Below are 12,826 nucleotides of genomic sequence, written 5' to 3' on the forward strand. Positions count from 1 at the left end.
GTGCGACCGGAGCGTGCGGGGCGCCCGGAGGGAACGTGACGAGAGGGAGCAGGGACATGGCCGAGCCGAGGATCTTCACCTCCGCCGAGGAGCTGCGCGCGAGGGTCGGCGAGCAGCTCGGGTACAGCGACTGGCTGGAGGTCGACCAGAAGCGGATCGACCTCTTCGCGGAGGCCACCGGCGACCACCAGTGGATCCACGTCGACCCGGAGCGCGCCGCCGCCGGGCCGTTCGGCACCACCATCGCGCACGGCTATCTGACGCTGTCCCTGCTGCCGGTGTTCGTCCCGCAGGTCCTGGCGGTCGAGGGCGTGCGGATGGGCATCAACTACGGCACGGAGAAGGTGCGTTTCCCGGCCCCCGTGCCGGTCGGCTCGCGGCTGCGCGCCACGGCCGTCCTGGCGAGGGTCGAGGAGGTCACGGGCGGCGTGCAGGTGACGGCGGCGGTGACCGTGGAGCGCGAGGGCTCCGAGAAGCCGGTCTGCGTGGCCGAGTCGGTCTCCCGCTACTACTTCTGAGCGCCGACCATCCTGAGGACGAGGTCGGCGTAGAGCGCGCCGACCTCGTCGGGCGTCCGGCGGCCCCGGGCGGTGAACCAGCGCGAGACGTCGATGCAGAGGGACAGCACGGCGACCGTGGTGCCGGCCACGTCGGGGACGTCGAACTCGCCGGCCGCGACGCCCTCGTCGATGATCCGGCGCACGGCCGCGTCGGACTCGCGGCGCAGCTCCACGATCTCGGCGCGGTGCTCGGGGCCGAGGGCGTCGAGCTCGTACTGGACGACGCGGGCGGTCGTGTGGCGCTCGGCGTGCCAGCGGACGAAGGAGCGGACGGCGTCGGCGAGGCGCTCGGCCGCCGTGCCCCCGCCGTCGGCGGCGGCCCGGAGGATCTCCAGCGCCCTGTCGTGACCGATGCGGCTGATCCGGTGGAGCAGCTCTTCCTTGGTCTTGTAGTGGATGTAGAGCGCGGCCGGGCTCATCCCGGCGCGGCCGGCGATGTCCCGGGTGGTGGTGGCGTGGTAGCCGCGCTCGGCGAACGCCTCGACGGCGGCCACCAGCAGCCGCCGCGCCGCCTCGGGCGTGACCTCGCCCCAGGGCACGTCCTCGCCCCCGGGCGTCTCCTCCGCCGCGCTCATCCCACACTCCTCCTCGGTCCCCGTCAGCACGGACACCATATCAACGAGGGTGAGCAAGCGCTTAGCGCCACTGACGGGAACGGGCGGGACCGGGCGCGGGCTCAGAGCTTCTGGAAGGGGCCGTGTTCGGCGAGGAGTTTCTCCAGGCGGGCCTGGTCGACCCGGCTGACGATCTGGCCGGCCTCCTGGCGGTCGCGGACGACCTTGGCCAGGGTGAAGGCCGAGGTCGTGAGGTAGAGGACCGAGACGGCGAGGAAGGCGCGCACCCAGGCGCCGGCGTCGAGCTGGTAGACGCCGACGGCCACGGCCGTGAGCGCGAGACCGAAGGAGAGGGCGGCCTGCGTGGAGTAGGCGGCGGTGTTCTGCTGCTTGACCGGTGTGTCGCTCATGGGGGACAGCATCGGACGGATGTGGCGGGCGCCACATCCGTCCGTGTACTCATGCGTCGTACTCAGAAGGCCGAGATCCCCGTCAGCGCCCGGCCGATGACGAGCTTCTGGATCTGGCTGGTGCCCTCGTACAGGGTCATGACGCGCGCGTCGCGGACCAGCTTGCCGACCGGGTACTCGTCGATGTAGCCGTAGCCGCCGAAGACCTGGAGGGCGTTGTTGGCCGCGCGGACGGCGGCCTCGGAGGCGTACAGCTTCGCCTGGGAGGCGGCGGTGGCGAAGTCCAGGCCGCGGTCGATCAGGTCGGCGACCCGCCAGGTGAGCAGCCGGGCGGCCTCCACGTCGACGGAGATGTCGCTGATCAGCTCCTGCACCAGCTGGTACGAGGCGATCGGCTTTCCGAACTGCTCGCGCTCCCCGGCGTACCGCAGGGCCGCGTCGAGGGCCGCGCGGGCGATGCCGACGCAGCCGGCGGCGACCGACATGCGGCCCTTGGCGAGGGCGGACATGGCGACGGCGAAGCCCCTGCCCTCGGGGCCGAGCATCGCGGCGGCCGGGACGCGGACGTCCTCCAGGACCAGTTCGGCGGTGGCCTGGCCGCGCAGTCCGAGCTTGCCGTGGACGGGGCGGCGGGTGAGGCCGGGGGCGTCGGCGGGGACGAGGAAGGCGGAGACGCCCCTGTGTCCGGGGGTGTCGTTCGTCCGGGCGAAGAGCAGCACGACGTCGGCCCAGGTGCCGTTGGTGATGAACATCTTGGTGCCGTTGACGACGTAGTCGCCGCCGTCCCGCACGGCCCGGGTCGCCAGGTTCCCGGCGTCGGAGCCGGTGCCCGGTTCGGTGAGGCCGAAGCAGCCGAGCGCCTCGCCGGACGCGAGCCGGGGCAGCCAGGTCCGCTTCTGCTCCTCATCCCCCCAGGAGGTGATCGTCTTGGCGACCAGGCCGAGGGAGACGGAGACGATGCCGCGCACGGAGGAGTCGCCCCGGCCCAGCTCCTCGGTCACGAGGCAGTACGCGAGGTGGTCGCCACCCGAGCCGCCGTACTCCTCCGGGATCGTGAGGCCGAGGAAGCCGACGGCGCCGAGCTTCTTCACGATCCCCCGGTCCACCTCCTCCGCGCGGTCCCACGCGGTGGCGTGCGGGGTCACCTCCCGGGCGACGAAGTCCTCGGCGAGCCGCCGCGCGGCCTCCTGCTCCTCGCTCAGCGCCAGATCCACCGTGCCACCTCACCGTTCCGTTCGGCCACCACTTTAATTACCACTGCTAGTTTTCGCAGCGCAGGCCTACTATGTGCGCCATGGCCCGACCGCGCAAGCCCCTGCTCAGCCGAGACCGCATCGTCGAGACGGCGGGCGCGCTGGTCGACGCGGAGGGCCTCGCCGCGCTCTCCACCCGCCGGCTCGCGGCCGAGCTCGGGGTGAGCGGGCCCTCGCTCTACAACCACTTCCGCACCAAGGACGAGATCCTCGACGCCGTCGCGGACGCGGTGAGCGCGAAGATCGACCTGTCGATGTTCGCGGCGGACGACCCCCGCGACTGGCGGACGGCGCTGCACGACTGGGCGGTCTCCTACCGCGCCGCCCTCGCCGACCACCCGCACATCGTCCCGGTCCTCGCCCAGGGCCCCGGCCGCCGCCCGGCCGGGCTCCGGGTCGCCGACGCCGTCTTCGGCGCGATGGTCCGCGCGGGCTGGCCCCCGGCCCAGGCCACGTACATCGGCGCCCTGATGCGGTACTTCGTCACCGGCTCCGCCCTCGGCTCCTTCGCCCGCGGCTTCGTCGACGACGAGACGGCGTACGACCCCGCCGAGTACCCCCACCTGGGCCAGGCGCACCTGCTCGCGGAGCGCCGCCGGCAGGTCGACGAGGGCGCCTTCGAGACGGGCCTGCGGGCGCTCCTGGACGGCCTCGCCGCGCAGTACGCGTCCCGGGTGGCGGGGCCACGTGACGCTTCGGCCGCCGCCGAAGGGTGAGTACGGGAGCCTGGGGTCATGGCAGCCAGTGACCTCGCCGCGTTCGCGGCGCTCTTCGCGGACGAGACCCGCGCCGCGTTCCTGCTCGCCCTGCTCGACGGGCGGGCCTGGACCGCCGGGGAGCTCGCCCGGCACGCCGGGGTGGCGCCGTCCACCGCGAGCGAGCACCTCGGGAGGCTGGTCGGGGGCGGACTGCTCGCGGAGGAACGGCAGGGCCGGCACCGGTACGTACGGCTCGCCGGCCCCGGGACCGCGCACCTCGTCGAGGAGCTGGCCGCCCGGTCGGGTCCCCCGGCGCCCGCGCGGCCCCGCTCGCTGCGGGAGGCGAACGCCGGGGCGGCGATGGCCCGCGGCCGGACCTGCTACGACCACCTCGCCGGACGGCTCGGCACCGCGCTCACCGAGGCGCTGACGGCGCGGGGGCTGCTGCGGCAGGACATCGGGTTCGCGCTCACGGACCGGGGCCTGGCGTGGTTCGGCGAGCAGGGCATCGTGCTCGTACGGAAGGGGCGGCGGCCCGTCGCGCGCGGCTGCCTCGACTGGACCGAGCGCCGGCCGCACCTCGCGGGCGCGGCGGGCGCCGCGCTCTGCCGCCACGCGCTCGACGCCGGGTGGTGCGTACGGATCGGGTCCGGGCGGGCCGTGAAGGTGACCCCGGCGGGCGAGGAGGCGCTGCGGGCCGGTCTGGGCATCGCGCCGGGGGTGCTGCGGTGACGGTCCCGGCCGTCGCGCGGAGTCCCGCCGGGTCTCAGTCCGTCCAGAGCCATTCGACGCCGTGCACGCCCGGCGCGCACTTCACGGGCAGCAGGTGCGTCGCGCGGAAGTCGTCGAGGGGTGCGAGCTGCCGGCTCCGGGGCTCGGTCCCGAGCTGGCGGCAGTAGTAGTGCCAGCACTTCGACGGGACCGCCGAGGGGTGGAAGCGCACGTGGAGCAGATAGGACTGCAGGGGCGTGGTGACGCGGCGTTCGTAGCGGTGGGAGACGCCCGTGGTGGCGGTGGAGCGGAGCGTGTACTCGATCACCGCGGTCTCGTTCCTGGCCAGTCGGCGGCCGAGGGGGATCTCGGCGATCACGCAGTTCAGCTCCGGCCGCCGGCGGATGTGCGGAGGCGGTCCGTGGGGGACGGTGAGGTCGACCGTGTCGGCCTTCGCCGATTCCAGGGTGTGGACGACCGTCAGGTGCCGCGCGTCGTCGCGGACGGCCCTGACCGCGACGGTGACGCGGATCTCGGCGACGAGACGGTGTTCGTTCACGCGCACCGTCTCGTGGACGACCAGTCGCCGCAGACCGGCGTTGAAGTACGGGAAGGCGTCGCCGAGGATCTTCTCGAGGTCGGAGTCCTCGCCGTAGACGCCGCGGACGGCGGCCGGGTCGTGCTGCGGGACCCAGCCGCGCGGCCGGCGGCGCAGCAGCGAGCGCAGGGTGCCGCTCGGGAGGTCGAGGAAGGGCTCCAGGACGTCGACGGCGCGCAGGGACTGGGGCTTCTCCGGGAGGCTGCGGCCGCTCTGCCAGTAGCTGAGGGTGGCGAGGCTGAGGGTGATCCCGTACGACTCCAGGTGGTCGCGTACGCGGTCCAGCGGGAGGCCCCGCCGCCTCAGGGCCTCCTTGAACACGGCCGCGAACGTCGTGTCCGGGTCGTCGGGGCGGGGGGTGTTCGGCATGGCGTCTTCCAGCGGGCGGGTCTGTGGGGGGCTGTGGGATACTGCGGGGGGCGTGGACCGGGCTGTGGGGGAAAGCAGCCGGGGGCCGCTCGCCTCGTTCCGCGAGCGACCCCCGGCCGGTCCTGCTGTGGACCCGCTCAGTTGGTGTTGAGCGTCAGGCCGTAGTAGCGCAGGGTGTCGTCGAGCGGCTGGAAGTACGAGGAGCCGCGGGAGTTGACCCCACCGGTGCACTCCTGGCCGATCGGGCCGCCGGAGGTCATGCCCTGGGCCTGGTTGCCCGAGATGTACGCGCCGCCGCTGTCGCCGCCCTCGGTGCAGACGCTGGAGGTGGCGAGACCGTTGACGACCGTGTCGGGGCCGCCGTTCTGGTCCTTGTAGGTGACGCTGTTGTTGTAGGAGCCGATCGTGCCGCAGGTCCAGCCGGTGGTGGCGCCGGACTTGCAGATCGCGGCGCCGGACGCGGCGCGGCTGCTGCCCTTGACGGCGACCGTGCTGGTGCTGCCCTGGCCCCAGGTGCCGACGGCGGTGGTGATCGAGTGACCGGAGTTGATGGTCGCTATGCCCATGTCGACGCTGCGGGTGCCGACCGCGAAGCGGGTCCTGTAGCCCTTGGCGAAGGCCGTCCCGTCGTAGCGCAGGGTGGGCAGGTTGGCGACGCAGTGCCCGGCGGTCACCAGGTACTGGTAGCCGGAGCTGTCACGGGCTCCGTAGCCGACGGAACACCAGCCGGTGGTGTTGTTGATCGTCATCTTGCTGCCGGGGTAGATCGCGGCCTGGGGCGCGAGCTCCTCCTGGCCCCGCACGATCCGGACGGCGGAGCCGTGCTTCGCGGCCGCGGCGAGGAACGCCCTGGCGGCGGCGCCCCGGTCGTCGTTCACCTTGACGGTCACCTTGTCGGAGGCCAGGTCCACGGACCAGGCGACGACCCCGGAGGGGACCTTCTTGGCGGCGAGGGCGTCGAGTTCGGCCTTGACCCCGTCGAGCGCGGCCTGGCCGCGGGCGGGCACCCGGGCGGCGAGGCCGGCCTTCTCGATCCTGGCCGCCTCGGCCTTGTCGCCGGCGTTGACGGTCAGCGTGCCGGAGGCGTCGAAGAAGGCGCCGTCGCCGGCCGTTCCGCTCTTCCTCAGCCGGGCGAGCGTGGCCTGCTGGGCGTCCTGCCGGTCCAGGCGGTCGACCGCGGCCTTCTCGCTCACGCCGAGCGAGGCGGCCAGCGCCCGGACCATCTCGGGCTGGTAGCGGGGGGTGGACGCCGTGTCCTGCGCCTGCGCCGTGACCTGGGTCCCCAGGACCGCCGAGGCCGAGAGCGCGATGCCCACCGCGGCCAGGCGGTACTTACGAGAGTTACGCACGTTGATTCCTTCCGGATGACGACCGGGAACCCGATGGGGGGTTTATCGCCGAAATGCGCCAACAGCACACCGACGAAAGGCGGTTCCCGGCTGACGAAGAGTCATCGACTCGCCGTGATCCGAACTATTGCGTAGCGATCGAAAGAACTTCAAGAGACGTGCACCGGAGAATTTTTAACAGAATTCACGGCTCTCCGGTTGAATGGGAAAGCGTCTTACCGGACACCGATCGGCATGTTGTCACCGATCTTCGGGCGGTACCGGACAGATCGACGTGACAGACCGCCCGTGCTTCGTTCGGAGACCGGGATACGTATAGGTGATCGGCCGTTTCCGGATATTCAGGGCCCGGGCCGGTTCGTAGGCTGGCGGGATCCGATCAGCAGTCGGGCGGTCCCGAAGAGTCGCAGCCCGCTGAGCGGGAAAGCTCCGAACCGAGGAGACGGCGCCATGACCAAGGTCTACTTCCAGGTCAATGTCCCCATAAAGAACTCCGTACGGCCCGAGCAGTGCGGACTGCACGTCTTCACCGGGCCGGCCGACACCTGGTCGGACGCCCTCCGCATCGCGCGCGAGACCTGCGACACGGCGGTCGCCGCGCAGAGGGCGGGTTTCCCGATACCCCGCCGGCGCCCGGACGGGTGGGGAGCGCGCGGGCTGCGCCCCGGCTGGGTGCTCGACTGGACGGCCGCGACCGTGGACGCCTGGGAGCACGACGGGACGTTCCGGACCAGCAGGTTCGCTCCGCCCCGGTGGGGCGCCTTCTGAGGGATGCCCCTCAGCCGGTGGGTCCGCCCCTCAGGAGGTGCCCTCCAGCCGGTGGGCGAGGTCGCGGCGGGAGAGGGCCCCGGTCTTGCGCATGGCGCGGGCGATGTGCTGCTCCACCGTCCGGGGGGAGAGGTGGAGGGTCGCGGCGATCTCCCGGTTGGTCAGGCCGGAGACCGCGAGCTGGGCCACCTCCGCCTCCCGGGGGGACAGTCCGTCGGCGTGCGAGGGGCGGCCGGGAGGGCGGCCCTTCTTCGCCGGCCGGCGCGTGCGCAGCAGGGCCCTGGCCCGTGCCGCGTCCCAGACGGCGCCCAGCTCGGTGAAGCGCTGGGCGCAGTCCTCGAGTTCGGCGATCGCCGACAGGGTGGCGGGACACTCGGAGCCCGGATCCGACGGTGCGGCGGAGGGGCGACGGCCGGAGACCGGGTCCGAGGGCGCGACGGCGGACCGGTCCGGTACCGGGTCCGAGGGCATGGCGGCGGACCGGTCCGGTACCGGATTCGGCGGTACGGCGGTGTCCCCCGTCTCCGTCGGTGCCGGGCCGGAGTCCGCCGCTGGAACCGCCGCTGAATCCCCCGCCGAATCCGCTCCGGTGTCCGTCCCGGTGTCCGCCGCGAGCACGCAGCGGGCGGCGGCCTCCGCGGTGAGCGTCCGGGAGTACGGGCGGGGCAGCTCCGCGTAGGCCGCCGCGGCCTCCCGGTACAGCTCGGCGGCCCGCAGCAGTCCGTCGCGGCCCTCCCCGGCCGGTGCCTCCGTCTCGGCGAGCACGGCCCGGCTCCAGAGGAGCGCGGCCCGGGCGGCGGGCGCGTCGCCCCGGCCCAGGCCCCGGGAGAAGTCCCGGACCATGGTGCGCGCCGCGGCCCCGTCGCCCGCGCGCGCCAGGGCCTCCACGGCCCACGGCGCGAGTTCCGCGGCCCACGGCCACACGCCCTTCCCGGCCACCACCGCCCAGGCGGCGCGCGCCTGCTCCGCCGCGGCCGGCACCTCCTGGCGGGCCAGGGCGAGGCGGACCAGGGCGCCGGCCGTCGTCGCGGCCAGGGGCACGGGCAGTTCCTCCGTCCCGATCGTCCCCCGCTGGGACAGCCAGGTCGCCGCCTCTCCCCAGTCCCCCTGGGCGAGGGCGATCAGGCCGCGCACGACGTAGGCGTCGGAGGCGATGAACGGCATGTCGGCGGTCGCGGCGACGAACTCCTCGCACCGCTCGGCGAGCCCCGGCCACCGGCCGGTCCACCACTCCTGGAGCAGCCGCGTGCCCAGCGCGTTGTACTCCATGTACGACGCGCCGCTCCGGGCGGACAGGTCGCTCCCCGCCGCGAGGAGGTCCTCCGCCCGCTCGTAGAAGCCGAGCCAGACCGCGAAGTCCGCGGTGTTGCACAGACCGCGCGCCGCCTGCCGGGCGCACGCGGGGTCCGCGTCCTCCGCGGGCAGCTCCTTCGCCAGCTCCCAGGCCCCCGGGTCGGCGCAGCTCATGGCGAGTCCCGCCCGGCCGGCCAGGACCGCCGTGCGCATGGGCTCGTCCCCGCTGGCGTCCGCCGCGGCGGTGGCCTCGGCCAGCCATCCCCGGTGGACGTCGAGGGAGCTGCCCGGCCAGTAGGGGCTGGACAGCGCCACCATGGCGCGCGCGGCCAGGCCGGGCCGGACCTCGCGCAGCTCGGCGGCGGCGGTCTCCAGGACCCGCCACCCCTCGGGGAAGCGGCCCATCTGGTTGCACAGCATCAGCCCCAGGTCGAGCCGCAGCTCCCCGCGTACGGCAGGGGGCAGGGAGGCGTCCCGGACGATCTGCCCGAGGACCTCCACGGTCTGGTCCGAGCGCAGCCCGGTCACCGCGCTGCGGGCGAGGAGCGGCGCCAGGTGGGCCCGGCTCCGCAGGGGCAGGCCGGGCGTGGCCAGCGTCCGTTCGAGGAGCGTGACGGCCTGCTGGTGCCGGCCGGACGCGGCCGCCGTCCCGGCCGCCCTCTCCACCGCTCTCAGCCATGCGCGGGTCCGGCCGGCGGCCCTGTGGTGGTCGGCCACGTCGGCCCAGGGCACGGGCTGTCCGCGGCTCAGTACGCCCGCCGCCCGCCCGTGCAGGTCCTGGCGGACGGGTCCGGGCACGGAGGCCCGTACGGCGGGCGCGGCCAGCGGGACGGCGAAGCCGTAGCGGCCCTCGGCCGGCTCGGCCAGGGCCGCGACCTCCAGGGCCCGCAGCAGGGCCTCGTTCCCCGTCGCGGTTCCGAGGCCCGAGACCGCGATCAGCTCGTCGCGGGCGACGGGGCCGTCGAGGACGGCGGCCGCCCAGACCACCGGCCGGTGCGCCGGGGCCAGCGCGTGCGTGCGGCTCAGTACCAGCTCGGCGAGCCGGGCCGGTACGCCGGCCGCCTCCACCTCGGCGGCCGTGCCGGTGAACGCCGGCCGCTGTTCGCGCAGTACGGCGAGGAGGTCGACGACCACCCGGGGCACCCCGCCGGTGAGTTCGCGCAGCCTGCGCACCGCTCCGTCCGTACAGCCCTCGCCCAGCGCCTCCGCGGCGGCGCGGCGGACGCGTTCCTCGTCCCAGGGCGCGAGCCGGTGCCGGAGCACCGTCAGCCGCGAGGGGTACGCCACCGGCGGAGCGCCCAGCGGCAGGCCGGGCGGGGGGAGTTCCTCGGGGCGGTAGGTCACGGCGGCCGCCGAGCCCGGTGCCAGTCCTTCGAGGACCCGGCGCACCCGGCGCAGTTCGTCCTCGTCGGCGCGGTGGACGTCGTCCACCAGCCACAGGGCCGGTGTCCGCCGGTGCTCGGCCTCCTCCGGCGGCCCGCCGTCGGCTCCGCACCGCCACCGCACCCGGGCCGTGTCCGCCGTCCCCGGCAGGTCGGCCAGTTCCCGGAGCAGACGGCTCTTCCCCGCGCCGGCGGTGCCCTCGACGAACAGCAGCACCGGTTCGGCGCCTCCGTCGGCGAGGGCGCGGGCCAGGGGCCGCAGAGCGGAACCACGCGTCTCGATCACGTCGTCATCCTCGCTCTCCTCCTTCCGGGCGGCCCGGTCACGCCGCACCGGCGTCCCGCGCCGCCGCCCGGCCGCCGGCACTTCGGGAAAGGGCGGAGGCCACGCGGCTCCCGCGGCGGGAATCCCGTACGGCGGGAATTCCGCGAAAGGAATTCCGCGCCCGGGGCGCCGGTCCGCGCGAGTCGATTAAGGCACCGTATCAAGGTCGCCACGCGAGCACACGGGCACGGGAACGGAATTTTCACCGTCCTCCCCGTACGAAACCGGAAATCCGTCACGACGCACGCCGTCGGCGGCGGGGGGATTCTCGTGTGCTCGCGCGCAGGGGCCCGGTTGTTTCACGGGCGTGCGTGCCCGGGCGTGCGGAAGAGCTTTCGGCGACGGGGCGCACCGCGGAGCACGCCCGGCCGACTGCCGAAAAGCAGGGCGCTGTGCCGTCCGGCCGGGACTGCCCGAGGGCGGCGCGCACAGCTCGTTCCGCACGCCCGTGCACAGGCCGACCGAGGCTGGAGGAATCCGGCGCGCCTTCCGCACGGCCCTCGAGTCCGGTCGGCCGATGCCCGAACCTAGGGGCCCCCGGTACGTCCGAACATCCGGGAAGCCGGTTCCACGGATACGCAATCAACCCTCCGGGGCCGAGCCCGTGGCGCGACCGCCTCTCGCCGGCCAGTGGGGCCGTCACGCACGCGCCGTCGCGCCGGAATAAATAGGTGTCCGTATGTACGGGCACCCGGATGGTCCTTCCGCCCTTCCCGTCCGTAGGTTTCCGCCACCGGCCGATCTTCCGCCCTTCACGGCGGTCGGCCGCGCCACGACGGGCCACGGGCGCGATCCGCTCCCCGCCCTTCGTGCGCACCACTGCCGCCCCACACCCCCCACCACCCCCCACCGAGGAACGGGCGGCACTCGGAAAACAGGAGCCGGGGCGCACGGGTGCGTCCGCGCATCCGGTGCCCGGCTCCCCTGTTTGCCCCACCCCGAGACGGCGGACCACCCGCCCGATCGGATCGAAAGGAACCCACGTGCACGGTTTCACCCCCCTCCGCATATCCCTCGCGGCCGTGACCGCCGCCGCGGTGATGGGCACCGGCGTCGCCTTCGCCGGCGGCTCCTCCGACGCGGCCCTTCCCACCGACGCCGGTCGGGGCGCCGCCCCCGTGGCCGCCGACGTCACCGGCGCCACCGAACTCGTCCAGGGCTTCATCGTCGGGTACAAGTCCGGCGCGGCGGAGGCCACGTCGAACGACGCGGCCGTGAAGGACGCCAAGGCCAAGGCCGGCAAGGCCGGCGAGCCGGTCTCCTTCGAGCGCCGCCTGGGCACGGGCGCCGCCCTGGTCGAACTGCCCGAGGCCGACAAGGTCCAGGACGCGCAGAAGGTCGCGGCCGCCTTCCTGGCCGACCCCGACGTCGCCTACGTCGTGCCCGATCGCCGGGTCTACGCCACCGCCGTCGACCCCGCCGAGTACGGCTACCAGTGGGACCTGTACGAGACCACGGCCGGCATGAACGTTCCTGCGGCCTGGAAGCAGGCCACCGGCAAGGGCGTCACCGTCGCGGTCATCGACACCGGCATCACCAGGCACACCGAGCTGAGCGCCAAGCTGCTGCCCGGCTACGACTTCATCTCCCACACCTGGACGGCCAACGACGGCGGCGGCCGCGACAACGACCCCTCCGACGCCGGCGACTGGCTGAAGACCGGCGAGTGCGGCAAGGACGAGTACGGCAACCCCGTCCCCTCCGGCGACCGGAACAGCTCCTGGCACGGCACCCACGTCGCCGGCACGATCGCGGCCGCGGCCAACGGATACGGAACGGTCGGCGTCGCCCACGAGGCGAACATCCTGCCCGTCCGCGTCCTGGGCCGGTGCGGCGGAACGACCTCCGACATCGTCGACGCCATCACCTGGGCGTCGGGCGGAACCGTGACCGGCGTGCCCGCCAACAAGAACCGCGCCGCGGTCATCAACATGAGCCTGGGCGGCAAGTTCACCTGCGACCAGGCCTACAACGCCGCCCTCAAGGGCGCCAGGGACCGGGGCACCACCGTCGTCGTGTCCGCGGGCAACGACAACACCGACGCCGCCGCCTACAGCCCGGCCGGCTGCGCCAACGTCATCACCGTCGCCGCCTCGGACCGCGAGGGCAACCGCGCCGCCTACTCCAACTACGGCCAGGTCGTCGACGTCACCGCCCCCGGCGGCGAGACCGCCGACAGTGCCAACAACGGCATCTGGTCCACCCTCAACACGGGAACCACCACGCCGGGCAAGGAGAAGTACGCCTCCTACCAGGGCACCAGCATGGCCGCCCCGCACATCGCGGGCCTGGCCGCCCTGCTGAAGCAGAAGAACCCCTCCCTCACCCCGGCCCAGATCGAGCAGACCATCAAGAACAACACGCGCGCCCTGCCCGGCACCTGCGACGGCGGCTGCGGCGCCGGACTCTCCGACGCGACCAAGACCCTGAGCGCCGTCAGCGGCGGCTGACCCGGGCCCCGCACCGACCGGCCCTTCCCCCTGATGCCCGAACAGCCCCGGCGGCTTCCCCCCGCCGGGGCTGTCCGGTGTCGCGCCGGTCGCCCGCCTCCCCCCT

Annotated in this window: 11 protein-coding genes; 5 read left to right on the forward strand and 6 right to left on the reverse strand. The window is 74.0% G+C overall.

Going from position 1 to position 12,826, the window contains the following annotated elements:
• Positions 1–56: 56 nt before the first annotated feature.
• Complete coding sequence (locus ACFY7E_RS15080) at positions 57–518, forward strand: MaoC family dehydratase (RefSeq protein ID WP_389484761.1); 462 nt, start codon at positions 57–59, stop codon at positions 516–518.
• On the opposite strand, the gene ACFY7E_RS15085 is transcribed toward ACFY7E_RS15080, so the two are convergent.
• From ACFY7E_RS15085 to ACFY7E_RS15095, 3 genes are all read right to left on the reverse strand, one after another.
• Positions 509–1,135: a TetR/AcrR family transcriptional regulator gene (locus ACFY7E_RS15085; protein WP_389484763.1), complete on the reverse strand. Its 627-nt coding sequence runs from the start codon at positions 1,133–1,135 to the stop codon at positions 509–511. The genes ACFY7E_RS15080 and ACFY7E_RS15085 overlap by 10 nt on opposite strands.
• Before the next feature lie 101 nt (positions 1,136–1,236).
• Entirely contained in the window at positions 1,237–1,524 is a 288-nt protein-coding gene (locus tag ACFY7E_RS15090) for a YiaA/YiaB family inner membrane protein (protein WP_389484765.1), read from the reverse strand.
• Positions 1,525–1,586: 62 nt separating this feature from the next.
• Positions 1,587–2,738 (reverse strand): acyl-CoA dehydrogenase family protein, encoded by a 1,152-nt coding sequence (locus tag ACFY7E_RS15095; RefSeq protein WP_389484767.1) that lies wholly within the window; start codon positions 2,736–2,738, stop codon positions 1,587–1,589.
• Between the two features lie 80 nt (positions 2,739–2,818).
• On the opposite strand from ACFY7E_RS15095, the gene ACFY7E_RS15100 reads away from it, so the two are divergent.
• Together ACFY7E_RS15100 and ACFY7E_RS15105 are read left to right on the forward strand one after the other, a co-directional pair.
• Positions 2,819–3,493: a TetR/AcrR family transcriptional regulator gene (locus ACFY7E_RS15100; protein WP_383441248.1), complete on the forward strand. Its 675-nt coding sequence runs from the start codon at positions 2,819–2,821 to the stop codon at positions 3,491–3,493.
• Positions 3,494–3,511: 18 nt separating this feature from the next.
• Complete coding sequence (locus ACFY7E_RS15105; RefSeq protein ID WP_389484770.1) at positions 3,512–4,207, forward strand: ArsR/SmtB family transcription factor; 696 nt, start codon at positions 3,512–3,514, stop codon at positions 4,205–4,207.
• Positions 4,208–4,241: 34 nt separating this feature from the next.
• Here ACFY7E_RS15105 and ACFY7E_RS15110 read toward each other — a convergent pair whose 3' ends face one another.
• Entirely contained in the window at positions 4,242–5,153 is a 912-nt protein-coding gene (locus tag ACFY7E_RS15110; protein ID WP_389484772.1) for a hypothetical protein, read from the reverse strand.
• A 137-nt stretch (positions 5,154–5,290) separates the two neighbouring features.
• Positions 5,291–6,502: a S1 family peptidase gene (locus ACFY7E_RS15115; protein WP_389484775.1), complete on the reverse strand. Its 1,212-nt coding sequence runs from the start codon at positions 6,500–6,502 to the stop codon at positions 5,291–5,293.
• Positions 6,503–6,952: 450 nt separating this feature from the next.
• Here ACFY7E_RS15115 and ACFY7E_RS15120 point away from each other — a divergent pair, with 450 nt between their 5' ends.
• Complete coding sequence (locus ACFY7E_RS15120; protein WP_389484777.1) at positions 6,953–7,270, forward strand: hypothetical protein; 318 nt, start codon at positions 6,953–6,955, stop codon at positions 7,268–7,270.
• 30 nt (positions 7,271–7,300) lie between these two features.
• On the opposite strand, the gene ACFY7E_RS15125 is transcribed toward ACFY7E_RS15120, so the two are convergent.
• Positions 7,301–10,231: a LuxR C-terminal-related transcriptional regulator gene (locus ACFY7E_RS15125; protein ID WP_389484780.1), complete on the reverse strand. Its 2,931-nt coding sequence runs from the start codon at positions 10,229–10,231 to the stop codon at positions 7,301–7,303.
• 1,022 nt (positions 10,232–11,253) lie between these two features.
• On the opposite strand from ACFY7E_RS15125, the gene ACFY7E_RS15130 reads away from it, so the two are divergent.
• The gene (locus tag ACFY7E_RS15130) at positions 11,254–12,720 is read left to right on the forward strand and encodes a S8 family peptidase (RefSeq protein ID WP_389484782.1); all 1,467 of its coding nucleotides are present in this window, start codon (positions 11,254–11,256) and stop codon (positions 12,718–12,720) included.
• The last annotated feature ends 106 nt before the right edge of the window (positions 12,721–12,826 follow it).

The sequence above is a fragment of the Streptomyces sp. NPDC012825 genome, from assembly GCF_042900925.1.
Lineage (GTDB): Bacteria > Actinomycetota > Actinomycetes > Streptomycetales > Streptomycetaceae > Streptomyces.